This is a genomic window from Streptomyces tauricus, assembly GCF_014650955.1.
Lineage (GTDB): Bacteria > Actinomycetota > Actinomycetes > Streptomycetales > Streptomycetaceae > Streptomyces > Streptomyces tauricus.
The window spans coordinates 20,182-42,313 of sequence record NZ_BMVY01000009.1; the positions used below are offsets into that span (position 1 = coordinate 20,182).

Sequence of the window (22,132 nt, forward strand, 5' to 3'; positions counted from 1 at the left end):
AGGGGCGTCGAGGATGAGCACCAAGGACTTCATCGAGAAGGACTACTACAAGGTCCTCGGCGTCCCCAAGGACGCCACCGAGGCCGAGATCAAGAAGGCGTACCGCAAGCTCGCCCGCGAGTTCCACCCGGACGCCAACAAGGGCAACGCGCGGGCCGAGGAGCGCTTCAAGGAGATCTCCGAGGCGAACGACATCCTCGGGGACCCCAAGAAGCGCAAGGAGTACGACGAGGCCCGCACCCTCTTCGGCAACGGCGGCTTCCGTCCCGGCCCGGCCGGCTCGGGCGGCTCCTTCAACTTCGACCTGGGGGACCTCTTCGGAGGCGGCGCCCAGGGCGGGGCGGGTGGAGCGGGCGGGGCCGGTGGCTTCGGCGGCGGTATAGGGGACGTCTTCGGCGGACTCTTCAACCGCGGCGGTGCGGGCCCCGGTGCCCGCACGCAGCCGCGGCGCGGCCAGGACATCGACACCGAGGTCACGCTCAGCTTCACGGAGGCGGTGGACGGCGCGACCGTCCCGCTCCGGATGACCTCGCAGTCGCCCTGCAAGGCCTGTTCGGGCACCGGCGACAAGAACGGCACACCGCGCGTGTGCCCGACCTGTGTCGGCACCGGCCAGGTGGCGCGCGGTTCGGGCGGCGGTTTCTCGCTGACCGACCCGTGCCCCGACTGCAAGGGCCGCGGCCTGATCGCGGAGCACGCGTGCGCGGTCTGCAGCGGCTCGGGACGCGCCAAGTCGTCCCGGACCATGCAGGTCCGTATCCCCGCGGGGGTGTCGGACGGCCAGCGCATCCGGCTGCGCGGCAAGGGCGCGCCGGGCGAACGGGGCGGCCCGTCGGGCGACCTGTACGTCACGGTGCACGTGGACTCGCACCCGGTCTTCGGCCGCAAGGGCGACAACCTCACCGTCACCGTGCCCGTCACCTTCACGGAGGCGGCACTCGGCGGCGAGGTGCGCGTGCCCACGCTCGGGGGGCCTCCGGTCACCCTGAAACTGCCCCCGGGCACGCCCAACGGCCGTACGATGCGCGCCCGTGGCAAGGGCGCGGTCCGCAAGGACGGCACCCGCGGGGACCTGTTGGTCACCGTCGAGGTGAGTGTCCCGGTGGACCTGACGGGGAAGGCTCGTGACGCGCTGGAGGCGTATCGCGAGGCGACCGCGGAGGAGGATCCGCGGGCTGAGCTGTTCCAGGCCGCGAAGGGAGCATGAGGACACCATGGACGCACCCGGACGCCGTCGGCAGAACTCCTTCACCGGCAGGGCGTACGAGCTGACGGAAGAGACACCGGTGTACGTCATCTCGGTGGCCGCCCAGCTCTCCGGTCTGCACCCGCAGACGCTGCGTCAGTACGACCGCCTCGGCCTGGTCTCCCCCGACCGCACGGCCGGCCGCGGCCGGCGCTACTCGGCCCGCGACATCGAACTGCTGCGCACCGTCCAGCAGTTGTCGCAGGACGAGGGCATCAACCTCGCCGGCATCAAGCGCATCATCGAGCTGGAGAACCAGGTCGCCGCACTCCAGTCCCGCGTCGCGGAACTGCAGTCGGCCCTGGAGGGCGCGGCGGCGACCATGCAGCAGCGCGAGGCAGCGGTCCACGCCTCGTACCGCCGAGACCTGGTCCCGTACCAGGAGGTCCAGCAGACGAGCGCCCTGGTGGTATGGCGCCCGAAACGCCCCCCGACGGACTGAGCGGGGCAACGGTCACGTCAAGGGGCCCGGAGGTTCATTCGAACCTCCGGGCCCCTTTTCCATGTCTCGGTCCATGTCTCGGTCTATGTCTCGCGCTGCCGGGCCGCCCCGGCGCCGGGCGCGGGCAGCCGGGCGGTGGAGTCCGTGTACTTGAGGAGGAGGCGGGCGAATTCGAGCCGCTCGGACTCGGGCCAGTCGCGGGTGATGTATTCGAACGCCTGCCGCTGCTGGTGGCGGAAGCGGTTGAGGAGGGCGGTGCCGTCCTGCGTGAGGTGGAGCACGGTGCGGCGGCCGTCCCGCTGCGAGGCCGCGCGGACCAGATAGCCGTGGGAGATGCAGTCGCTCACCATGCGGCTGGCCACCGACGGGTCCACCAGCAGGTGCTCGGCGAGTCCGCCGACCGTCATCTCCGTGTCCGCCTCGGCTGCCTCGTCGACGATGTTGAGGACCAGGTTGCGCTTGAGGTCCTTGGGCCCCGACGGGGGGTCGACCGGCGCCTGCATGGTGCGCCGCCTGAGTCGGGCGAAGGCCGCGCCGACGGCGTCCAGGAGGGCCTGGCCCTGCGGCATGGAGGCGTCCGTATCAGTCACCCGCGCACCTTATCGCATGTATCTGCGGACCACAGATACATGCAAAGATGCATGGAGTTGCCAGTTGCATTAATGTGGTGCTCGCGGTGGGAGCGCTCGGCACCGGCTGAGGGACCGACCTGCCCGGAGAAGAGAGAGTCATGATCACAGCCATCATCAACGGCCAGGTGTTCGACGGCGAGCGCGTGCTGGAGGACACCACGGTCGTGCTGGACGGCTCGCGCATCACCGCGGTCGGCGGCGAGGCGCCCGCCGGGGCGGAGATCGTCGACGCGGTCGGCGGCACCCTGCTGCCCGGCCTGTTCGACGCCCATGTGCACACCTCCGACGAGGCGCTCGCGCTGGCCCTGCGGTTCGGGATCACCACCGAACTGGAGATGCAGGGCATGAACACCGGGGCCGTTCGCCGGCGTGTCTCGGAGAACGACTCCCTCGCCGACGTCCGCTCAGCGGGCTTCGGCATCACCCCTCCCGGGGGCCACCCCAGCGAACTCATGCCGAAGGGTTTCAAGCCGGGGGGCCACCGCGGACGGGGCGACGGGGGCGCGCCGCGCGAGGTGCCTCTGATGCCGTTCTCGACCACGCCCGAGGAGGCGGTCGGGTTCGTCCCGCGGCTCGTCGAGGCGGGTTCGGACTACATCAAGTTCATGGTCGACGACGGCAGCGTCGAGGGCCACCCCGGTCTGCCCATGCTCGACCAGGCGACCCTGAGCGCCGGGGTCGCGGAGGCCCACCGGCACGGGATGCTCACCATCGCCCACACGCTGACCGTCGACGCGACCCGGATGGCGATCGAGGCAGGCATCGACGGTTTCGCGCACCTGTTCATGGACCGGCCGCACACCGAGGAGATCATCGGCCTCATCGCCGCCTCCGGCGCGTTCGTCGTTCCCTGCGTCGTCCTGAACGCCTCCATGATGGGCATCACGGGAGCGTCCCTGTCCGCGGACCCGCGCGTCGGCTCACGCCTGGACGAGGCGTGGACGAACGCCCTGAACACCAGCTACGACCGTTACCCGCAGGGCAGGCTGGAGGACGTCCTGGCCTCGGTCAAGGCCTTGCACGACGCGGGCGTCGACCTCCTGGCGGGCACCGACTCGGCCCCCATGCCGCTGCAGTTCATGGGCGGTGTGGTCCACGGCGCCAGCGTCCACCAGGAACTCCAGTACCTCGTCCGGGCCGGCCTCACCCCGGTCCAGGCCCTGCGCGCGGCGACCGCGGCCCCGGCACGGCGCTTCGGCCTCTCGGACCGCGGCCGTATAGCGGAGGGCCTGCGGGCCGACCTGCTTCTCGTGGCCGGCGACCCCACGACCACGATCGGCGACACCCTCAACCTGCGCGAGGTCTGGCGCCGCGGCACCCGCATGACGCTCTCGGCGTCCTAGGCGCCGTGCCGTCACGCGGGAACTGGCTCAGGAGGAAGCCGTTCCCGGCCGCCGCGCGACGAAGACGAACTCGCGGCCGGGGCGGTCGGGTGCGTCGCGGACGCCCCGCACCGCGTAGCCCTGGGCGGCCAGGTCGGCCTCGACCTCCTCGCGCTCACGGAAACGCAGCGTCGACTCCGACGTCAGCTTCTGCCCGTCGGCGGCGAAGACGTACGTCTGGCGGAAGGACACCAGCTGTCCGTCGATCCCGGTCAGCTCGGTCCAGCTCTCCACGGCACCGACGCCGGGGATCTCCGTCACGCCGTACGAGGCCTCGCGGTTCCACTCCTCCCAGGCGCGCCGGGCCGGATCGCGGGTCTCGAAGACGAAGTGCCCACCGGGCCGCAGGGCTTGGTGGGCGCCCCGCAGGGTGTCCCGCCAGGTCTGGTCGTCGACGATCTGCTGGGCCGCGTTGGCCGTCATGGTCGCGAGGTCGACGCGGAGGGGAGGCAGCGCGGTGGCGTCGCCGTGGAGCCAGCGCACCCGATCGCTGCCGGGTTTGCCGCGGGCCACGTCGAGGGACGCCCGCGCGGGGTCGACCCCGACGACCTCGACCCCGCGCGCGGCGAGCAGCAGCGCGAACACCCCGGTCCCGCAGCCGATGTCGAGCACGCGGCGCGCCCCGAACTCCTCCGCGATACGGACGTACGCGTCGAGGTCACCGCGATCGGGATCGAGCGGGTCGTAGATCGCGGCGAGCCGGGGGTGGCCGAAGTTCTCGTCAGCCATTGCCCCGCGCACGGGCGTGCTGGAGAAGCCCGGCGAGGCCCTGCGGGCCGGTGGCGGGGATGACATCGGGGTCGTCACTCTCGCGGAGGCGGAGGGTGCCGTCGGGGGCGGCGGCTATGTAGAGGCATTCGCCCTGCGGGCCGCCGCTGAACGTCGACTTCTGCCAGCGGTTCAGCTCGGACACGTGGTGCAGCAGTGCGGCGAGGCTCTGCGCCCCGGTGGCGAGGATGACGTCGGGGGCGTCGCTCTCGCGGAGGCGGGGGGTTCCGGCGGGGGTGGTGGCTATTTCAAGGCAGTTGCCTTCGGGGCCGCCGCTGAAGGATGACTTCTGCCAGTTGTTCAGCGCAGGCATGCGGGCCTCCTCTGCGTTCCTCAGCCATTGCCCTGCGCGGGGCGACGGGTATGGTGCAGCAGCCCGGCGAGGGCCTGCGGCTCGGTGGTGAGGATGACGCCGGGGGCCTCGCTCTCGCGGAGGCGAATCGTTCCGTCGGGGGCCGTGGCTATGTACAGGCACTCACCTTCCGGACCTCCACTGAACGTCGACTTCTGCCAGTTGAGTTCCGGCATCGAGGCCTCCCTAGAAGGTGTAGAGAACGTGCTGGATGAGAGCCAGCGAGTCCTTTACGGAGTGTGCATCGGGGGCCAACGATACGTCGATAGGGGGCAAGGCGTTCTCGGCGAGATGGCGAAACAGCTTCTCGTACCGCTCCAGGCTTGCCCTGTCCGCCAAGTACTGCAGGCCGACGGGCTTTTCGAGCACGACGGTGGCCAACTGCGGTAGTCCTGGGACGACGTGGACAAAGTTGCCGCTGAGGGCGGCGTACGCCGGGGCGCTGAACGGATAGACCTGGATGGTGACGTGGGGGAGTCGGGCGAGTTCGACAAGGTGCAGCAGTTGTTCGCGGGCCACCTTTGGGCCGCCGAACTGCATGTGCAGAGCTGACTCGTGGATCACCGCGTGCACCGAGGGGGGACTCTCGCGGGTGAGTACCCGCTGTCGCTCCATGCGGAACTCCACGGCGTCTTCCTTGCGTTCGAAGCCCAGTCCGGGGCTGGCGAAGATGGCTCGGGTGTACTCGGCTGTCTGGAGAAGTCCCGGAATGAACAGTGACTGGTGCATCCGCAGGGCGGTGCAGTCGGACTCCAGCTCCGCTATGTTGAGCGCGTCCAAGCCTCGACGCTTCTTGTGTGCGCTCCACCATCCTTTTCCTGCCGCCTCAGACATCGACACCAGTTCGTCAATGTAGGGCTTGTCTGTGCAACCGTAAGTGCGGCACAGGTTCAATAGTCGCTCGGTCAGGATCGATGTGCGCCCCAACTCGATGTGGCTTAGCTGGGCCCGGCTCATGCCGATGCGTTCAGCGCCCTCACCGGCACTCAATCCAGCTCGTTCGCGCAGTTGTTTGAGTTCGAAGCCGAGTCGTCGTTGACGTTCGCTGATGGTGGTGCGCAGTCCCACGGGTCACTCCTTGATGGCTCCCTCAGAGTCTGCCCTGCTCAAGGAGGGGGGTCCACCGATCCTGCGAAGAGGTTGAGATTTACATCCTCCAATAGTTACTTTAAGTGTGCTTTAGGTAACACTCTGAAGTCAGGCAACTCCCCCTGCCCACAAGCCGACAGAGCACCCGCCCCTCCATCCGGGAGCGCGCGGGCATCGCCATCGCCGGGCCCGAACCATGACTGGAGCCCAGCCGATGGACCCCGCCCGCACCGCCGCGCACCGCGCCACCCAACTCACCCACGACTACAGCCTCTTCGCGCCCGCCGACGCCACGTCACCCCGTGTCTGCCGGGACTTCGTGCGGGCCGTGCTGTTCACGCACGGGCGGGAGGCTCTCGTCATGCCCGCCGCGCTGTGCACCTCGGAGCTGGTCACCAACGTCCATCTGCACACCAAGGGCGCCGCCATACTCCGAGTCCGCCTGAACCCGACGCGCCTCCACGTGAGCGTCTTCGACGAGAGCCCCGATCCACCGGTCGTGGCGCGCCCCGCCGCGGGAGTCGTCGTCTGCTGGGGGAGAGGGCTCGCCCTGGTCGAGGAGGTGGCGGACACATGGGGCGTCGCCGACGCGAGGACCGGGCGGTACGCGAAAGGGGTGTGGTTCGAGCTGCGGCCGACGGTATGAGCGCCGGGGCGGCGAAAATCTTGGTGTGCGGGGCCGACGGAACCGGGTAACGTCTTTGGCATGTTCTTCCAGACGCCGATTTACGAGTGAGAGCGTGACGGGCCCCGCTCGACGTCCTCCGACGTCACGTCGCGGCCCGTCCCCACCGATGAATCCGTAGATCACTCCACATCAGCACCGGGAGAACCCGTGACCGTGAGCAAGAACATCAACAACCCCGTGGGCCAGGGCGGCGGCCAGCGCAAGAAGCAGTCCCGCGCCGAACGGCAGAACAACGGCCCGTACCGCAACCTCGACCGCCAGGGCGCGGCCGACCAGAAGGCCGAGCTGGTGCGCAAGATGCGCGAGAAGGCAGCCGCCGCCGAGGCCGAGGCCGCGCGGCAGGCCGGCGACGGCAGCGCACAGAGCTGACGCACCACAGACAGCAGGAGGCAGGGCCCGGACCGCGACATGCGGTCCGGGCCCTGCCGCGCTACCGTCCGCTAGCGGCCCGTCGTCTGCCACACCGTGAGCGCCAGGGCCAGGCACGAGGTCGCCGCAGCCAGTGACGGCAGCGGCCAGCGTGCGCGTTCCAGTGCCTCGATACGGGCCTCGTGCTCGTCGAGGGCCTTGTCGGTCTGGTCGACGCGCTGGAGGAGGAGCGCGAGGTCGCCCCGGGTGGTGGCGAAGCCGACGTCGACCGAACGACGCAGGCGCTCCAGTTCCAGGACGACCTCCTCGGTCTCGGTCGTCGTCATCGGGTACCTCCCGTGTCAGATGTGCGGCACGCGTAGTTTGTCCCAGCTCACCCGGCCGGGGATGCCGTCCGCCGCCAGGCCCACGTAACCGAGGCTGCGCTGCCAGGCCGCGTACGACAGGACGTCGGCCGGGGTCCAGACGGGGCCGGGGCCCGAGGCGTATCGTCCGCAGCCCTCCGCCACCAGCCGCTTGCCGACCGCGGTGATCAGCGCACTGCGGCGGCCCGGTACGAAGAACGCGGCGCCCGGGAAGGGCGCGTACGCCGTGGGAGCCGGCGTCGGCGCGGCGCTCAGCAGGGCCGCGACCCGTGCGCGCAGTACCGTCATCGGGAACGACGGGTCGATCTTCCGCCGCGTCCACTCCTTGTGGGCGATCACGCTCTCCGCCGACCAGCCGTGTGCCCGGCAGATCGCCGCCGACAGCCTTTCCACCGTGCGGAGCTGGGCCGCCGGGTACGGGTCGCGGCCGTTGCCGAGGTTCTCGATCTCGAAGCCGTAGAAGCGGGCGTTGCCGTCCACGGTGTCCGGCCCGGGGGCGGGGAGTGCGGACTTCTCGGCCCGTACGGCGTCCAGGACCGCCGTCGAACCCGCGCCGGCGTGGTTCGTACGGCCGTGTCCGAGGAGGTGCAGCGTGCCGGATTTCGTGATCAGGCCGGTGCACAGCGGGCCCGGCAGCGCCGCGGTGCCGTCGCGGCACAGGCGGAGGCTGTCGGTACCCGCGGTGTGGTGCAGCATCACGCCGTGCACCGGGCCCCAGGCGCCCTTGTGGTTCCTGTTGTGCGTACGCCAGCCGGTGTGTTCCGAAAGGGCGAGGCCCTCGCCGCGCAGCGCGCGCACGAGGGCCTCGGCGGTGAGGGGTGTGGCCATGACGTGTCCTCGGTTGTCGGTCCTCAGTTGACGGGGGTGACGGTCACGAAGCGGTACATGAACGTGGCCGTCCCGGACGTGCAGCGGTAGGCGGCCGTCGCCGTGTACGCGCTGTTCGGGGTCAGCCCGGTGACGAGGTACTGGGTGCTCCCCGAGACCTGGCCCGTGCCGGTGGAGATCGCCGAGCGCGCGTCGGCGGCGGCCAGCACGACCGTCGAACCCGAACCGGCGCGGACGTTCGCGGACATCAGGCACGTGCCGGCCGCGGCGCTGTTGCTGATGCGCGAGCCCAGCGACACGAGCACGGAACCGGACGCCGGCGCCGTGAAGGCCGCGGCCGTCGGATCGCCGGTGGAGCCGGTGAGTGTCTCCACGAACGCGGTCGAGGTGGTCGTCCCGCTCGTCGCGTTCGCCTTGTGGACCGGGGCGGGGGCGAGCTGGGCCCAGACGCTGCCGGTGTAGTACCAGTACTGCTTCGGTGTGCTGAGCCAGCAGAGCATGCCCGCCACGGGGGCGGTGACCTTGGTGTCCCGGGCGGCGCTGTCGGCGAACCGCAGCACCGTGCGGCCGTCCACGGCCTCGGCGAGCGACTGGATGTGCACGGGAATGTTCGCCGCGTCGGCCGGCTGCGGGTACGGGAGACTGCCGAGCGGAGTGAGCAGGGCCATGACGGCCTCCTGAGGTGAGAAGGGCTGGGCTGCGCTGTCAGGTGCCGAGGGGCGGCGGGAGCGAGTCGGCGGGTGTGCCGCCGTCGCCGTCGCGTGCCGTCGGGCTGTCGATCGGTACGGGATGGGCCACGCTGCCGTCGGGCTCCGCCTCCACCGGCGGCTCCTCCGACGGTTCCGCCTCCAACGGGGCTGCGTCCGCGGGGAGTTCACTCATGCCGCCGCACCCCCCGGTCCCCTGAGCAGCTCCCGATAGGTGACCTTGCTGACGGTCAGCGCGTCGAGCGTCGCGTGCTGCGCCTCGATCAGGGCGTACGTACGGGTCGTGCCGTACTCCGGATCGACCGGCGGGTCCGGGACGAGCCCGGCGTCGGACGGCACACCGTTGTAGGAGGTGCCGCGCAGGGTCAGGGTCTGCTGCGGGGCCGCGCCCGCCGCGCAGGTCGTGCGGATGCCGACGACCCAGGCGAGCGTGTCGAGCGCGGCACCGCTGGTGTCCACCACCCGTACGACGTCGCCGAGTTGGATGCGCGGATCGTGCAGCACCTCCACGTCCCCGAGCACCGGCACCGGGTAGCGGCCGGCGTTGAGCATGGCGTACGACAGGTCGGAGGCGACCTGGCGCTGCTGCACCCAGTCGGTGGCGGGCGCCTGGTAGACCTGCTTGCCGTAGTGCGCCTGGCTCGTGGTGTTGTACCAGGCGTACGTGCGCCGGCGCGGGTCGCCCGTCCGCTTCTGCGGCACGATCTGCACCGACGGCTTGCCGTCCTTGGTGACCGTCCAGACGCTCGCCGTACCGTAATTGGTGAAGCGGACGATGTAGTTCGGGCCGTCGCGCCGGGAGCCGACCGTCACACTGCCCTTGACCGAGGTGCCGCCGGTCGCCGCGCTGCCGAAGCGCACCCGGTGCCCGGTCATGGGCGCGATGTCGTCCTCGATCTGGGGCGGCCCGATGTCGAGTTCGTCCTCGGCGATGGCGTAGGCGACCTCGACCGAGGCGCCCGGCTGTATCTCCCGTACGACGGTGTCGGTGACCGTGTCGCTGAAGGTGTGGCTGATGCCCGTCCAGTCCTGGTAGGTCTGCTCGCAGTAGTTGCGGCAGGCGTCGATCTCCTCGGAGACGGTGAGCGCGGCGATGTCACGCCGGGTCGTGACCGTGAGGTCGGGGCGCTCCGGTACGGACTGGAACCGGGCAGGGCCACGCCAGCGGAACACCCCCTGCTCGTCGAACTCGGCGGTCGACAGGGTGGCGCGGGCGATCTCGGTGATGGCGTCCCACTGGGAGCCGGCGACCGTGGGCAGGTCGAACAGCGGCACGGTCGCGTCGTCGAGCACCGCGCCCTTCGTCCAGCGGCCTTTCTGCTCCCACTCGTCGGCGGTGTACGAGTCGCCGTCCGGCCAGGAGCGGTCGGTGACCTGGAGGCATTCGACGGCCACGTCCGTCCTGACACCGACCTGGGACAGCTCGGAGGGCGGCTGGAGCGCCGCCGCCTGCGTGAACGTGAAGGGCGCGGCCGGCAGGTACACCCCGTCGGGCGCGGTGAGCCGCGGATACACCGCCGCCGGGGTGCTGCCGCCGACGGCTCCCGCCCGGGTGTCCACCGTGAAGCCGAGGTGCCACACGCCCTTGAGGGAGGCGAGTTTGGGGAACGTCCAGCTCGCGACCGTGCCGCCACCGCCGACCGTGCCCGAGGTGATCTTCACGACGCCGGTCGCGAAGTACACGTTCAGCGCGTAGTTCCCGAACGCCCCCGCGCTGCGGTCGAAGATCAGCTTGAGCTCCAGCTCGCTGCCCACCGAGAGCGCGGTGTTGACGTGCAGTTCGGCCTGGAACACCTTCCCGGCCACGACGAAGCGCGAGCGCGGCATCCAGGTCACCTCGAGACCGGCCGCCTTCGGCATCAGCGCCGTCTCGAACGGGGCCCCGTCGCGGATCCAGGAGTACGCCGCCGGGGCCGGCAGGGTCTCGGGCTGTCCGTACGAGGAGTTGAAGCCGCCGTGCAGTGAGGCGTAGAGCACGGTGAACGGCTTGGCGGGGTCGTCCGCCACGGCGGGCGCTCGAGGCGGCGGGCAGCTGTGGATGCCGCCCTGGCGCAGGAGTTCGTCCACGCACCAGGTCGCGGTCGCCACCGGCCGCCCGTACCGCAGACCGTGGTACGGGCGCGGCAGTTGCGCGGGTCCGCGCAGCCGTTCCGCGCCGTCCAGCGCCTGCACGGTGACGGTGTCGCTGCCGGACGCGGCCGTCCGGGACCGGACCGTGCCCCGGAAGGCGGGCACGGTCCGGCCGTTCGCGCCCGCCCGGTGGACCACGGACTGGCCGGGGCGTACGACGTCGCCGGTGTCGCGGCCCGCCCAGGCCGAGTACAGCAGGGGCGCGGGCGCGCCGTCGCCGCCGAGCAGCAGTTCCAGCTGGGCCGACGCGCTTCCGGAGAAGGCGCGCAGGGCCTCGGGCAGATCGGTGCTGTAGGCCCGCTCCACCTTCCAGGACTGGATCTGCCCGCCCAGTTCGCGCCCGCCGAGGCGGGTGGCGTGGGCCGGGGAGCGGGCCGGGGCGGCGAGGGCGGCGCCGAGCAGGTCGTCGGAGTTCTGCACCTTCTACACCTCCACCAGGTCGATGCTGATGTTGCGGTACGGCAGCCGGGCCGCCGGGACGTCCGTGTACGCGGTCACGGTCATCGCCGGGCAGCCGTCGCCGAGCGCGTACGCGACGGGGTCCGCGTCGATGGTCAGGCAGGCGCCCGCGAGCCCGGCGAGCACGGCCTCACCGGGGCCGCCGACCGGCGTGACGAACGCGGCCTCGGCGGGGGCGGTGCCGGTGACGACGCCCGCGCCGGTCACGGCCGTGGTGCCGAGATACGTCTCGTCGGCGCGCTTCCAGTCCAGCTGGGCCGTCGCGAGCGCCGGATTCCAGTCGGGCGGCACCCGCCAGGACACCCGCATCCCGGGGGCCACCGGCCAGCCGGTCCAGGTGCCGTGCTTCCAGCCGACCCGGGTGCTCTCCCCGAAGTCACCGATGACGGTGTCACCGGTGTACGGGAGGACGCCCAGCGCGCCGGTCACGGTGAACCAGTGGTCGGTGCCGCCGGGTTCGGAACTCTGCGCCGCGGCCTGGTACGGCCCGAGCAGATTGACGGAGGCCGGGTCGACGACCGCGAGCGGTCCGTACGAGGGCTTCGGGCTGCCGAGCAGACCGGGTCCCTCGATCCGGCGGGCCAGCCGGGTGAGGTGCTGGGCGTCACCCGGTTCGAGCCACTCCCAGGAGAACTTGAGCCGGCGGACCGTACGCGGCGGGGCGACGGTGGTGACGCGTCCTTCCAGTGACTTGAACTCGGTGACGTTCAACTCGGCGCTGCGGTCCCAGCTCTTGGCGGCCTGGTCGATCTCCCGCAGCAGACCGGGCTTGCCGATCCACAGGTTCCTGGCCATGTCCCTGCCTCACCTCCGGGCGAGCTTGCGCTGTCCCAGCTGGACGGCGCGCGCGATGGTCTGGGAGTCCACGTCGATCTGGACGGGCCGCTCGGCGAGCGCCTCCACGGCCGCCGCGAGCCGGCGCATGCCGCCGCCGGAGCCGAGCATCCGCTCCAGCTTGGAGAGCGGGATGACGGCCTCGTGCTCGCCGCCCTCACCGACGAGGGCGAGCGTGCCGCCGGTACGGGCCCGTACGACACCGCCCTTCGCGAGCTGCGGCACCGGGATGGGCGGCAGGTTGAAGGCGAAGCCGCGGCCGCCGATGCCGGGCACCCAGTCCGGGACCTTGAACTTGACGCGGTTGAGGGCGCCGATCAGGACGTTCAGCCCGCGGATGAGCATCCGGGTGGGCGTCAGGAAGCCGTTCACGACACCCTTGAAGAGCGGCCCGAGCATCTTCGCCGCCGACTGCGAGGCGCTCTTGATGTGCGTCCACGCGGCGGTGAGTCCTTTGCGGACCAGGGCGGCGACCTTGTCCATGTTGACGAACTGGGCGATGAGCGGGGCGACCAGGGTCATCACCAGCCCGAACGGGTTGGACGCCATGGCGAGGTTGAGGCCCTTCTGCGCGGTGGACGCGCCCTTGAGCCCCTTCCCCAGACTCCCCATGGACTTCCCGCCCTTGTCCGCGTTCTTCCCGGCCTTCCCGACGGACTTCTCCACGGCGTCGGACTGCTGCTTGACGCCCTTGAGGGAGTTCTTGGCCTTGTCGGCGGACGACTTGAGCTTGTCGAGAGAGGCCTTGAACTTGTCGGCGGCGCTCTTGGACCTGTTGAGGGACCCGTCGGCGCCCTTGGCCGCGGAGCCGGCCTTCGTGAGGCCGCTGCCGCTCTGGGAGGCAGCCGTCCGCAACCGGCCCAGCGAGGCGTTGAGCTTGTCGGAACCGCCCCGGATCTTGTCCAGCGAGGGGTTGGCACCGCCGGTCGCGGTCCGCAACTGCCGTACGGAGGACGAAGCCTGGGCGGCCGCGCCGCGAAAACGTGCGAGCGCTCCGGCGGCGGTGGTGGAGTTGCGCGCGAGTGACATGGGAACTCCCTGGGTCAGGCGATCTCACGCGACGCGTTGCGTACGTCCCTGGTGAGATCGTTCAGCGAGCGGGACAGGGCGATGGAGGAACTGCGCAGCGCTTTCAGCCGGTTGATGTCGATACTGGTGACGGGGATCTCGGGAACGACTTCTCCGCCCTTTTTCGGCCGCGGGATCGCCTTGTCGGGATGGCGTTCGAGTCCGATCACACCGAGTGCCTTTGTCGCCGCCACATCTTTGTCGATGAAATTGCTGATGATGAATCCGGTCACGACCGCGCCGAGGGTGGACCACGCTGCCACGGAGGTGACCTTGAAATCTTTCACCGTCTTGACCAGCTCATCCAAGCCGAAGCCTATCGACTTGGCCCAGTTCTCGACCTGGGACGGTTCTTCTTTCGGCTCCTCCTTGGGCTTCTCCTTCGAGGTCGCTTCGAGTTTCTTCTTTATTTCGGTGACCTGGGCGTAGACGTCGTCGATTGAATGCTGGGTCATGCGGAACCTCCTTCAACTTCCGGCCCCGGATGCAGATTGATCCTTGACGCAGGCGTGTCGAAGACTCAAGAATGGGCCGGTTCACGTCCGAGTGGGGGTTCTTTATGTACGGTCCTGCGATACCTGTCGTCATGTTGACGGCTCTGGTCTTCTGGTTCTCCGCCACGGCCTTCCGGCGAGGCAGGGCATTAAGAAAGCGCGGCGTACGCATCGCCGCGAAATGCGTGAACAGGGAAAGGGACGCCAAAGGCGTCAGCACTCTCACGATGCAGTTCACGGCGGAGGACGGCAGGAAGCTGCAGGTGCGGGTGGGGCCTTTCAGGAGTCCGCCGGCCCTCGTGGGGGGAATCATCGATGTGGTCTACGACCCCGAGGACCTGTCCAATGCCGAGACCCCGGACAATGTGATGACCGGGAGGGTTTCCCTGCCGGCGACCGTCCTTTCCGGTCTGGTGCTCGCTCTTGCGGTCTTCGTGCTTTTCTTCGGCGACTGAGAGTACGAAGAGGTCTCTCGGGGGCGATCAGAGGAAGAAGCGGGTGAGTTCCTCCGCTGTCGGCGCCCCGGCCCGGTCCGCCGACCCGTCCTTCGGCTCGTCGCCCGGCCGGGGCATGGCCTCCGGGAATTCCAGCGGCTCGCTGTCCTCGTCCCGGTTGACCGTCGCGAACATCCAGTTCGCCTCCGCGAGCTGGTCGACGACCGCGGCGAGCAGATAGTCGGTGACCGACCAGTCAGCCGCCTCGCCGTGCAGCGTGCGGATGAGCGCGCTGTCCCTCGGCAGATGCCGCACCAGCACCGAGAGCCGCCGTGACGACAGCTGCCCCCGGTGCCAGTCCAGCAGGTCGACCCCGTAATGGCGGAGCAGGTCCGCCTCCAGGGCCTCGGCGTGCTCCTCTACGAGCGCGCCGAGGCTCAGCCTTCCCCCAGACCCAGCCCCGTCTCCTTGCCGTAGGTCTCCAGGATGGCGGCGATGTCCTGCATGGTGACGTCGTGCCGCTCGAACCGGGTGAACTGCTCGTCTCCCAGCAGGAGTCGGAGCAGCCCGTCCACGTCGTTGTCGTCGAGGTCGCGGAGCGTGCGGGCGGTGGTGCGGGTCAGTTCGGTCGGCAGCTCGAAGCGGTCGTCGTCGAGCTCGAAGATCCAGCTCCGACCGAGCGCCTCCAGACGCTGGGCGCGAGCCGCGTTGACGTTGAATCCGGTCATGGGTACGTACTCCCTTGTGGGCAGCGGGGGATGGGTGCGGTGGTATGCCGGGCGCGGCCCGGCAGAGGCTGGCCGCGCAGTTCCCCGCGCCCCTACGGGGCGCCCCTTCAGGGGCGCGGGGAACGGCGCAGTCTTTGTCTTTTGGGGGCGCGGGGAACGGCGCAGTCTTTTGAGGGCGCGGGGAACTGCGCGAACGGCCCCCACCGTGACCGCAGCCGGCATGCGACCGCGGTCTGCGTGAGGGCCGAAGCGGCTGACCGCAGGTCAGAGGGCCGCGTACGCCTTGTCCTTCATGATCCACTTGGCCAGTTCGCGGTTCGCGCTCTCCGCCTCAAGGGCGGTGTACGTGACCCCCAGCTTCACGGACCCGGTCCGCGTGAACCCCATCTCCTCGGTCTCGGTGACCTGCCCGCGCGGCAGGATGAACCGGTACACCGCGTCCGTACCGTCCGTGAACTCGATGCCCAGCGCCCGCTCGTCCTTCGCCGGAGTGCTCGGGATCAGGAACTCGTACGTGTCCGCCACCGCCGTGCCGCCCACCGAGGTCTGGGTGATGCCGGTGGCCGGGATGCCCATGAAGAAGGAGAGCGTGCTCTTGTTCATCTGGAGCAGCTGGAACTTCACGGTCAGATCGCGGTCGGAGTAGATGAACCGGCCCGGGGACGCCGACTGCCAGGTGTCGACCGGGTCGATCTTGTCCTTCTTGTTGAGCTTGATGCCGTCGACGGAGGTGTAGCCCAGCTCCACCCAGCCGGTCGGCCAGACGTCGTCGGACTTGACCGGCGCGGTGGTACCGGCGGGGGCCACCAGGACCCGGCCGGTACCGGCGACACGGATTTCCTTGCCGTTGTTCGTTGCCATGCGAACGCCTCTCTCGAGTACAGGTACAGCTGCACGTACAGGTAGGGGACTTGCGGCTCAGCCGAGCCGCAGCAGCAGCCGGATCGTGGAGCGGTAGCGGTTCGCCGCCGACCGCGTGTAGTCGGGCAGCCAGCGCGGCCCGTCGGCCTCGGAGACATCGACGACGGCCGCGGAGCCGTACACCGTGTCGGCCAGCTCCAGGACGCAGGCACGGGCGGACAGCGCCACGGTGTGTGCCGTGGGCTTGTCCGGGCCGTACGCCTCCAGGTCGAGCAGCGGCTGGTCGAGATGCTGGTCGTCGATCCAGGCGCCGCCCATGTGGGAGACGAGGACGACCTTCTGGGTGCCGTCGAACCCGGCCGGCGGGCGGCTGTCGACGGTGACGCCGGTCAGCTCGGCCCGGTTCTTGAGGAAGTCGACGACCAATTGCTCGGCGTCGGGGAAGGTCAGGATGGCCACATGGACGCTCCCTTCGGGAGACGGGGTTTCCCGGGGTTCTCCGGGCGCCGTCCCGGTCGTGCCCGGAGTTTCCGGGCAACACAAAGCGGCAGGTCCGCCGCCCGTCCGCCGGGCGCAGCTCTGCCGCTGCATCCAATGTGACACCGCTCGGCCGAACGTGCAACCGGCTTATGCCGGAGGGCTATTCGGGCCCGAGCGTGTACGTGGGAGGGGCCCCACCGCGTGCTGCGGCGGGGCCCCTCCCACGTACGGCGGGATCAGTGGTCGCGGCGGCGGGCGCGGTACGTCGTGCGCTCGGCCGCGAAGACGTCCTCCAGGCGGTAGAGGCGGCGCCTGCCCTGGGTGCCCGCGGACCGCAGATGGCCGCGCTGCACCCACTTGCGGATGGTCGCGGTCGTGACCCCCGCCTCGTCGGCGGCCAACTCGGTGGTGATGAGCGGGTCGTTGAGGCCGCTGTGCGCATTCCTGTTCACGGCTGCTCGGCCTCCAGCACCCGCCGGCACGCGGGATTGACGCACCTGATCTCGGCCCGTTCCGGGAGTGCCCGCAGGGACACGCAGTCGCACGCGGGGCAGCGGCCGGGCAGCCGTACGAGCTGTTCCGGGTCGCCGAGCGCGCGGGCGCAGCGTGCGGCCATCCGCCGGGTCTCGTCCTCGACGTGCGGAGCGAGCAGCGGGTCGGCGGCGATGCGGTCCAGCAGCCCGGCGATCCGGCGCAGCCGTACCGGTACGGGGGCCGGGGCCACCGGCCGCAGTCCGAGCCGTTCCCGTACGGCCTCCTCCAGTTCGACGACCCCGTCGGTGATGTCCCGTACGGCGTCGGAGACATAGAGGCGGACCGGAGCGGTCGTACCGCCGACGGGTCCGCCGCCGCGCCGTTCCCGCGGTTGCCCGCGGCCCGCGGGGGACAACTCGTCGACGAGGTCCGGCCACCGGCGGACGAGCGAGGCGATCCACACGGCTCCGCCCTGGTGCGTGCTCATCGGGTGACCTCGCGTCCGTTGCGCCACAGGCGGCCACCGCTGACCCCGTCGAACCAGGTGTGCGAGGGGTCGACGACGGCCTCGCACTGCTTGCGGATCGGGCACCTGCCACAGGCGCGTAAGACGGGCTCGGCCTCGGCCGGGAGCCGTGCGAACACCGACCTCTCGGACAGGTGGGCGCAGGCGGCTCCTCTGCGCCAGTCCAGCTCCTTGGCGGCTGCGGTGGCGGATGCGGTGGCGGTCACGGACGGCTGGTCGGTCACGTGCAACCCCTCCTCATGTATGGGAACATGTGTTCGACAGTTGCGGGCGAGCGGTCAGAGTCGCATGTTGCGAGCGCGTACGCAAGTGATTACGTTCCGTGAGAGGTGGTGCGGTGACGGCCTGTCATTCCCGTTTTCGCTGCGCAGAGTTACCGAAGTCGCCGAATCTCCACAGTTACGTGCGAGCGCGCACACAAATTGGCGCGTGTGCGATCGGTACGCTGCCCCGGCGACGAGGGGAGAGCGGACACATGGCTTCGAGCGCACGGGCCGGGGCCCGTACGGATCAGACGTACCGGGCCGCGGGGCTGCAGGAGTTCGCGGGCTGGATCGAGGAACTGCTGCGCGCCCGGGGCTACGACATCGACAGCCCGCGCGGCGGCGGCCGTTCGAAACTGGCCGACGACGCCGGGGTGCACCGGGCCGCCGTGAGCCGGCTGCTCCAGCGGCAGTCCATGCCCGACCTGGAGACGATGCGGCGCATCGCGGCCGTACTCGGGGTGCCCCTGCGGGAGATGCTCATCCGCTCGGGCCGGCTGACGGAGGACGACCTGCCGCTCACCGGCGCGGGCCGCCCCGCGGACGGGGAGGAGCACCCGTGGCTCAGCCCCGAGGAGGCCGCCTGCCGGATGGGTGTCCCGCCCGAACTGCGGGAACTGTTCGCCAGGGTGGCACGGCAGTTCCTGCCGGAGGGCGCTTGACGGCGGGGAGAACGGAGTGCGGCATGGGTGAACCAGGAGGCGGCCGTGGGGCCGAGGCCGATGGCGTCGCCGACGTCGTGGAAGCGGTGGGCGACCTCCTCGGCGTACTGGCCGAGAAGGTGCGGGTCGCGGGGCCCGACGGTGTGCGCGTGCTCACCGAGGAAGAGCTGCAACGGCATCAGCTGAACTGGTTCCGCGCGGGCTGGGAGGAACACGCCCGGGCGTCCGGGCAGGAAGACCTGGTGGGTCCGGACCGGCCCCCCGCCCGCCTCCTCCCCTTCCCCGAACGCCCACGGGGCCACGACCATCCCTCGGACGACGGCGGCTGAGGACGGCTGAGTACAACCAAGGACGTCTGAGTGCAACTGAGGACGGCTGACGGCGGCTCAGGTGTGCTCTGCCTGTGCCCGCGCTGTCTGCGCCTCCTCCGCTCCCTCGCGCGTGTAGTGCAGCAGCACCACCCCGTTGCCGAAGGCGCGGGACTCGACCAGGCGCAGGTGGGCGAGCGCGTCGGTGTCGCGGAAGAGGGGCCGGCCGTGCCCGAGGAGCACCGGGTGTACGTAGATCAGGTACTCGTCGATCAGGTCGTGGCGCCGGAACTCCGCCGCCAGCTCCGCCCCGCCGACCGCGAGGTCTCCGCCCGGCTGTGCCTTGAGCGCCCTGATGACATCGGGCGCGACCTCGCGTACGACGGTCGCGTTCCAGTCGGCCTTGTCCAGCGTCCGCGAGTAGACGACCTTCGGCATGTTCCGCCAGATGGCGGCGAACTCGCGGACGACCTCGGGGCTGTCGGGGTCCTGGTCGGCGGTGGGCCAGTACTCCGCCATCAGCTCGTGGGAGACACGGCCGGTCAGGAAGCCGCCCAGGGCGCCGATGCGTTCGTTGAGGTGCTGGTGCAGTTCGTCGTCGACCAGGTGCCAGTCGATCTCGCGGTTCGGCCCCTCGAAGAAACCGTCGAGGGAGACGGACATGCTCAGGACGATCTTTCGCATCGCGGACCTCACCTGGTGGGGGATCGGGAGCGGGAGCGGGTGCCGGGGCGGGAGCGGGCTGGGACGAACGGTAGCCCAAGCCCTCTCCCGCAGCGGTCGTCCACAGCGGTCGTCCGCAGCAGTCCGTCCGCAGCGGTCCGTCCGCGGCGGTCCGTCCGCGGTGATCCGTCCACAGGTCTCGCGCGCGACGAACGGGCCGGAGAGTGAACACTCGCGGTTCTCGCATTCCTCCGCGACTCGTCCGCGAGTGCTCAGATCCCGGCCCGTTCCGTCACCCGTCACCTGCGCGAGGGCTTCATCGCTGCGTCACGGAGTACGGCGGCATGCCGTGGGCTCCTCGAAGAGCTCGGCCAGGTCGCAGGACAGGTCGGTCGCCCAGTCCCCGGCGTCGGCCCCCGTCCAGTCCTCCTGCTCCTCCTGCTCCTCCCGCTCCTCCTGGTCTTTCTGTTCCTCCTGCTTCCCCGGCTGCTCGGCGGGCTGCTCAGGCTGCTCCCGCTGCTCGTCGGGGAGTTTCGGCGAGGCCTGGAGCCAGTCGGCGAGGTCGCGCTCCGTGTAGGCCTCGACGCAGGCGACGATCGCCTCCTGGAGGGTGCCGGTGCCCGTGATCCCGGCCAGTCCGGCCCAGTCGACGTCACAGGCGCCAGGGACCGGATCGGGCGCGGCCCGTGACGCGGGCACGGGTGCGGGCGCGGGTGCGGGCGCGGGTGCCGCGGACGGGGTGACGGCCGCCGCGGACGTGCCTGCCGCCAGGGCGAGGCAGCCCGCGGCCAGCGCAGTTATGAGGCATCGGGGGAAAGCGCGCATGGGAACTCCGTGGTGAAGGAGGACACGGTCGGAACGAGTTGTCTGGTCCCAGCAAGTTCCGCCGACCGCCCCACCGCAATCCGTGCGCCGCCGATCAGGTGCTCACACTGACCCGGACGTGGGTTTCGTGCCGTCTTTCACCGTCTTGAAGCATCTTTGAGGCGACTGGTGCCGAACAGAACCGACTCACCCCTCTCTGCCCCGTGGAGTGTGCGAGGACGGTGTGGATTCTCACTCCGCGCATCCGCCCGACTTCGCCCCCGTCTCTTCACAGACTTCTGTTGCGAGGTCGTTAGCAGTTACTCCTTGACGCCCCGAGAAGCCCCGCGTTGGCTTTTCGTCACCTGGGCCCGCACTGTCGCCCTCGTACGGAAGGCACCTGAAGTGAACCGCGCCACACGTCGTACCGTCCTGGCTGTGACCGTCTGCTCCATGACCCTGACCCTCGCCGCGTGCGGGAGCGGTGACGACGGGGCCGAAGCGAGCCCCACCAAGGGCGACGACATCACGGTGGGCCTGCTGCTGCCGGAGAAGGCGAACTCGCGCTACGAGAAGTTCGACTACCCCATCATCAAGAAGAAGGTCAGCACGCTCACGGACGGCAAGGGCAAGGTCGTCTACGCGAACGCCGAGCAGGACGCAGCCGTGCAGAGCCGGCAGCTGCAGAAGATGGTGGACGACAAGGTCGACGTGCTGATGGTGGACGCCGTGGACTCGAACGCCATCGCCGCCGGTGTGAAGAAGGCCAAGAAGGCCGGGATTCCCGTCATCGCGTACGACCGGCTGGCCGAGGGCCCGATCGACGCGTACATCTCGTTCGACAACGAGGAGGTCGGACAGGTGCAGGGCCGGGCCCTCGCCGACAAGCTGGACGGCGACAAGAGCCAGAAGATCGTCATGATGAACGGCGCGGTGACGGACCCGAACGCCGCCCAGTTCAAGGCCGCCGCCCTCACCGAACTGCGGAACAAGGTCACCATCGCCAAGACGTACGACACCAAGGACTGGAAGCCGGCGAACGCCCGCGCCAACATGATGGCGGCCATCTCCTCCATCGGCGTCGACAACATCGCCGGGGTGTACTCCGCCAACGACGGCATGGCGGGCGGCATCATCTCCGCGCTCAAGGCCGCGGGTGCCACCAAGCTGCCGCCCATCACCGGCCAGGACGCCGAACTGGACGCCGTGCAGCGCATCCTCACCGGCGAACAGTTCATGAGCGTCTACAAGCCGTACCCCGAGGAGGCGGAGACCGCCGCCGAGATAGCCGTGGCCCGCGTCCGCGGCTACGGCATCGAGTTCGACTCGCTCACCCCCGACCGGGTCTCCAGCCCCACCGACAAGAGCATCCCCGCCAGCCTCGTCCAGGTCTCCTCCCTGACCCGCAACACCATCGAGTCGACGGTCGTCGAGGACGGCATCTACACGGCCGAGGAGATCTGCACGGCGAAGTACCGCTCGGCGTGCGAGGAACTCGGCATCAAGTAGCCGGTCCGCCGAGGCCGGCGGGACAGCGGGCGAGTCGTACGGGATCGGCGAGGGGCCGGTCCGTCAGGGGCCGGGCGAGGGTGAACCGGTAACAGCTCTCGCCGTCGCCGCTCGTCGGGTAGGCGACCGTGATCCGAACGGCCGAGGCCTCCCGGGCACTGCCCCAGCGGGCGTCCCCGGCCGCGTGGGCGATCTCCTTCTCCGTGAGAACGCCGTCCCGCACGGCCCCCTGGAGCCGGTACCGGGTCAGTCCGGCCCCCTTGTCGACGACCTCGTGATCCGGCTGCGCCGGACGGTCGAAGAACCCCCGCACGGCGACGGACATCAGGAACGCGGCCCCGGCGAGCAGCAGAACCACGACGAGCAGGACAACGCACCCGACCGTGATCGGCCGGGTGCGCCTGTCGGTCTCCGAGGTCACGTCACGATCCCTTGTAGCCGATCTCACTCAACCGCCCGCTCATCACCGACGAGTATCGCGTCGTCGCGGTCCGGCCGGTCAACCGGACGTGGAGCGTGCCGTATTCGGCCAAAACCATCAGGGTGTCTTGGTGGCCGGGGGAGTCA

The 22,132-nt window shown here is 70.2% G+C and carries 32 protein-coding genes; 9 read left to right on the forward strand and 23 right to left on the reverse strand.

Annotation, left to right across the window (positions count from 1 at the left end; translation table 11 throughout):
• Nucleotides 1–13 precede the first annotated feature (13 nt).
• A complete protein-coding gene (gene dnaJ, locus IE278_RS16405) occupies nucleotides 14–1,207 on the forward strand; it encodes a molecular chaperone DnaJ (RefSeq protein WP_189773016.1) in 1,194 nt (397 codons plus the stop codon).
• A gap of 7 nt (nucleotides 1,208–1,214) precedes the next feature.
• Nucleotides 1,215–1,688 carry a heat shock protein transcriptional repressor HspR gene (locus IE278_RS16410; RefSeq protein ID WP_246570348.1) on the forward strand — a complete coding sequence of 158 codons (474 nt, stop codon included), beginning with the start codon at nucleotides 1,215–1,217 and terminating at the stop codon, nucleotides 1,686–1,688.
• An 83-nt stretch (nucleotides 1,689–1,771) separates the two neighbouring features.
• On the opposite strand, the gene IE278_RS16415 is transcribed toward IE278_RS16410, so the two are convergent.
• Complete coding sequence (locus IE278_RS16415) at nucleotides 1,772–2,278, reverse strand: MarR family winged helix-turn-helix transcriptional regulator (RefSeq protein WP_189773017.1); 507 nt, start codon at nucleotides 2,276–2,278, stop codon at nucleotides 1,772–1,774.
• Between the two features lie 140 nt (nucleotides 2,279–2,418).
• Here IE278_RS16415 and IE278_RS16420 point away from each other — a divergent pair, with 140 nt between their 5' ends.
• Nucleotides 2,419–3,663 (forward strand): amidohydrolase family protein, encoded by a 1,245-nt coding sequence (locus IE278_RS16420; protein ID WP_189773019.1) that lies wholly within the window; start codon nucleotides 2,419–2,421, stop codon nucleotides 3,661–3,663.
• 27 nt (nucleotides 3,664–3,690) lie between these two features.
• Here the strand turns inward: IE278_RS16420 and IE278_RS16425 are convergent, their stop codons facing one another.
• The 4 genes from IE278_RS16425 to IE278_RS16440 are packed head-to-tail and all read right to left on the reverse strand — an operon-like array spanning nucleotide 3,691 to nucleotide 5,890.
• Complete coding sequence (locus tag IE278_RS16425) at nucleotides 3,691–4,431, reverse strand: class I SAM-dependent methyltransferase (RefSeq protein WP_189773021.1); 741 nt, start codon at nucleotides 4,429–4,431, stop codon at nucleotides 3,691–3,693.
• Nucleotides 4,424–4,783 carry a DUF397 domain-containing protein gene (locus tag IE278_RS43080; RefSeq protein WP_189773023.1) on the reverse strand — a complete coding sequence of 120 codons (360 nt, stop codon included), beginning with the start codon at nucleotides 4,781–4,783 and terminating at the stop codon, nucleotides 4,424–4,426. The genes IE278_RS16425 and IE278_RS43080 overlap by 8 nt, the downstream gene beginning before the upstream one ends.
• A gap of 20 nt (nucleotides 4,784–4,803) precedes the next feature.
• Nucleotides 4,804–4,998, reverse strand: coding sequence for a DUF397 domain-containing protein (locus tag IE278_RS16435; RefSeq protein ID WP_189773025.1), 195 nt, complete (start codon nucleotides 4,996–4,998; stop codon nucleotides 4,804–4,806).
• A gap of 10 nt (nucleotides 4,999–5,008) precedes the next feature.
• A complete protein-coding gene (locus IE278_RS16440; RefSeq protein WP_189773027.1) occupies nucleotides 5,009–5,890 on the reverse strand; it encodes a helix-turn-helix domain-containing protein in 882 nt (293 codons plus the stop codon).
• Nucleotides 5,891–6,125: 235 nt separating this feature from the next.
• Here IE278_RS16440 and IE278_RS16445 point away from each other — a divergent pair, with 235 nt between their 5' ends.
• Both IE278_RS16445 and IE278_RS16450 read left to right on the forward strand, forming a co-directional pair.
• The gene (locus IE278_RS16445) at nucleotides 6,126–6,557 is read left to right on the forward strand and encodes an ATP-binding protein (protein ID WP_189773029.1); all 432 of its coding nucleotides are present in this window, start codon (nucleotides 6,126–6,128) and stop codon (nucleotides 6,555–6,557) included.
• 189 nt (nucleotides 6,558–6,746) lie between these two features.
• Nucleotides 6,747–6,968, forward strand: coding sequence for a DUF6243 family protein (locus IE278_RS16450; protein WP_189773031.1), 222 nt, complete (start codon nucleotides 6,747–6,749; stop codon nucleotides 6,966–6,968).
• 71 nt (nucleotides 6,969–7,039) lie between these two features.
• Here IE278_RS16450 and IE278_RS16455 read toward each other — a convergent pair whose 3' ends face one another.
• Genes IE278_RS16455 through IE278_RS16490 form a run of 8 tightly spaced genes read right to left on the reverse strand, consistent with a single transcriptional unit; the run spans nucleotide 7,040 to nucleotide 13,814 of the window.
• Nucleotides 7,040–7,294, reverse strand: coding sequence for a hypothetical protein (locus IE278_RS16455; RefSeq protein ID WP_189773033.1), 255 nt, complete (start codon nucleotides 7,292–7,294; stop codon nucleotides 7,040–7,042).
• 15 nt (nucleotides 7,295–7,309) lie between these two features.
• Entirely contained in the window at nucleotides 7,310–8,161 is an 852-nt protein-coding gene (locus IE278_RS16460) for a peptidoglycan-binding protein (RefSeq protein ID WP_189773035.1), read from the reverse strand.
• A 23-nt stretch (nucleotides 8,162–8,184) separates the two neighbouring features.
• Nucleotides 8,185–8,829: a hypothetical protein gene (locus tag IE278_RS16465; RefSeq protein WP_189773037.1), complete on the reverse strand. Its 645-nt coding sequence runs from the start codon at nucleotides 8,827–8,829 to the stop codon at nucleotides 8,185–8,187.
• 37 nt (nucleotides 8,830–8,866) lie between these two features.
• Nucleotides 8,867–9,043 carry a hypothetical protein gene (locus IE278_RS16470; protein ID WP_189773039.1) on the reverse strand — a complete coding sequence of 59 codons (177 nt, stop codon included), beginning with the start codon at nucleotides 9,041–9,043 and terminating at the stop codon, nucleotides 8,867–8,869.
• Nucleotides 9,040–11,418, reverse strand: a complete 2,379-nt coding sequence (locus IE278_RS16475) for a hypothetical protein (protein WP_189773041.1) — start codon at nucleotides 11,416–11,418, stop codon at nucleotides 9,040–9,042. The genes IE278_RS16470 and IE278_RS16475 overlap by 4 nt, the downstream gene beginning before the upstream one ends.
• A gap of 3 nt (nucleotides 11,419–11,421) precedes the next feature.
• Nucleotides 11,422–12,252, reverse strand: a complete 831-nt coding sequence (locus IE278_RS16480) for a hypothetical protein (protein ID WP_189773043.1) — start codon at nucleotides 12,250–12,252, stop codon at nucleotides 11,422–11,424.
• Between the two features lie 9 nt (nucleotides 12,253–12,261).
• A complete protein-coding gene (locus IE278_RS16485) occupies nucleotides 12,262–13,320 on the reverse strand; it encodes a hypothetical protein (RefSeq protein WP_189773045.1) in 1,059 nt (352 codons plus the stop codon).
• 14 nt (nucleotides 13,321–13,334) lie between these two features.
• On the reverse strand, nucleotides 13,335–13,814 hold the full coding sequence (locus tag IE278_RS16490) for a hypothetical protein (protein ID WP_189773047.1): 480 nt from the start codon (nucleotides 13,812–13,814) through the stop codon (nucleotides 13,335–13,337).
• Nucleotides 13,815–13,945: 131 nt separating this feature from the next.
• Between IE278_RS16490 and IE278_RS16495 the strand changes: the two genes are divergently transcribed.
• Nucleotides 13,946–14,308: a DUF3592 domain-containing protein gene (locus IE278_RS16495; RefSeq protein ID WP_189773049.1), complete on the forward strand. Its 363-nt coding sequence runs from the start codon at nucleotides 13,946–13,948 to the stop codon at nucleotides 14,306–14,308.
• Between the two features lie 27 nt (nucleotides 14,309–14,335).
• On the opposite strand, the gene IE278_RS16500 is transcribed toward IE278_RS16495, so the two are convergent.
• The 7 genes from IE278_RS16500 to IE278_RS16530 form a co-directional block, all read right to left on the reverse strand.
• Nucleotides 14,336–14,677, reverse strand: coding sequence for a hypothetical protein (locus IE278_RS16500; protein WP_189773315.1), 342 nt, complete (start codon nucleotides 14,675–14,677; stop codon nucleotides 14,336–14,338).
• Between the two features lie 47 nt (nucleotides 14,678–14,724).
• Complete coding sequence (locus IE278_RS16505) at nucleotides 14,725–15,015, reverse strand: hypothetical protein (protein WP_189773052.1); 291 nt, start codon at nucleotides 15,013–15,015, stop codon at nucleotides 14,725–14,727.
• 264 nt (nucleotides 15,016–15,279) lie between these two features.
• Nucleotides 15,280–15,876, reverse strand: coding sequence for a phage tail tube protein (locus IE278_RS16510; protein WP_189773054.1), 597 nt, complete (start codon nucleotides 15,874–15,876; stop codon nucleotides 15,280–15,282).
• A 57-nt stretch (nucleotides 15,877–15,933) separates the two neighbouring features.
• Nucleotides 15,934–16,335 (reverse strand): hypothetical protein, encoded by a 402-nt coding sequence (locus IE278_RS16515; RefSeq protein WP_189773055.1) that lies wholly within the window; start codon nucleotides 16,333–16,335, stop codon nucleotides 15,934–15,936.
• Between the two features lie 257 nt (nucleotides 16,336–16,592).
• Nucleotides 16,593–16,808, reverse strand: a complete 216-nt coding sequence (locus IE278_RS16520; protein ID WP_189773056.1) for a MerR family DNA-binding transcriptional regulator — start codon at nucleotides 16,806–16,808, stop codon at nucleotides 16,593–16,595.
• Nucleotides 16,805–17,317 carry a hypothetical protein gene (locus IE278_RS16525; RefSeq protein WP_189773057.1) on the reverse strand — a complete coding sequence of 171 codons (513 nt, stop codon included), beginning with the start codon at nucleotides 17,315–17,317 and terminating at the stop codon, nucleotides 16,805–16,807. The genes IE278_RS16520 and IE278_RS16525 overlap by 4 nt, the downstream gene beginning before the upstream one ends.
• On the reverse strand, nucleotides 17,314–17,580 hold the full coding sequence (locus IE278_RS16530) for a hypothetical protein (protein WP_246570349.1): 267 nt from the start codon (nucleotides 17,578–17,580) through the stop codon (nucleotides 17,314–17,316). The genes IE278_RS16525 and IE278_RS16530 overlap by 4 nt, the downstream gene beginning before the upstream one ends.
• 251 nt (nucleotides 17,581–17,831) lie before the next feature.
• Here IE278_RS16530 and IE278_RS16535 point away from each other — a divergent pair, with 251 nt between their 5' ends.
• Nucleotides 17,832–18,281: a helix-turn-helix domain-containing protein gene (locus tag IE278_RS16535; RefSeq protein ID WP_189773058.1), complete on the forward strand. Its 450-nt coding sequence runs from the start codon at nucleotides 17,832–17,834 to the stop codon at nucleotides 18,279–18,281.
• Between the two features lie 23 nt (nucleotides 18,282–18,304).
• Complete coding sequence (locus IE278_RS16540) at nucleotides 18,305–18,610, forward strand: hypothetical protein (protein ID WP_189773059.1); 306 nt, start codon at nucleotides 18,305–18,307, stop codon at nucleotides 18,608–18,610.
• Between the two features lie 57 nt (nucleotides 18,611–18,667).
• On the opposite strand, the gene IE278_RS16545 is transcribed toward IE278_RS16540, so the two are convergent.
• Nucleotides 18,668–19,273, reverse strand: coding sequence for a dihydrofolate reductase family protein (locus tag IE278_RS16545; protein WP_189773060.1), 606 nt, complete (start codon nucleotides 19,271–19,273; stop codon nucleotides 18,668–18,670).
• Between the two features lie 306 nt (nucleotides 19,274–19,579).
• Nucleotides 19,580–20,077 carry a hypothetical protein gene (locus IE278_RS16550; RefSeq protein ID WP_189773062.1) on the reverse strand — a complete coding sequence of 166 codons (498 nt, stop codon included), beginning with the start codon at nucleotides 20,075–20,077 and terminating at the stop codon, nucleotides 19,580–19,582.
• 432 nt (nucleotides 20,078–20,509) lie between these two features.
• Here IE278_RS16550 and IE278_RS16555 point away from each other — a divergent pair, with 432 nt between their 5' ends.
• On the forward strand, nucleotides 20,510–21,565 hold the full coding sequence (locus IE278_RS16555) for a substrate-binding domain-containing protein (protein ID WP_189773063.1): 1,056 nt from the start codon (nucleotides 20,510–20,512) through the stop codon (nucleotides 21,563–21,565).
• Here the strand turns inward: IE278_RS16555 and IE278_RS16560 are convergent.
• Complete coding sequence (locus IE278_RS16560; protein ID WP_189773064.1) at nucleotides 21,558–21,986, reverse strand: hypothetical protein; 429 nt, start codon at nucleotides 21,984–21,986, stop codon at nucleotides 21,558–21,560. The two genes, IE278_RS16555 and IE278_RS16560, sit on opposite strands and share 8 nt — an antisense overlap.
• Nucleotides 21,987–22,132 lie beyond the last annotated feature (146 nt).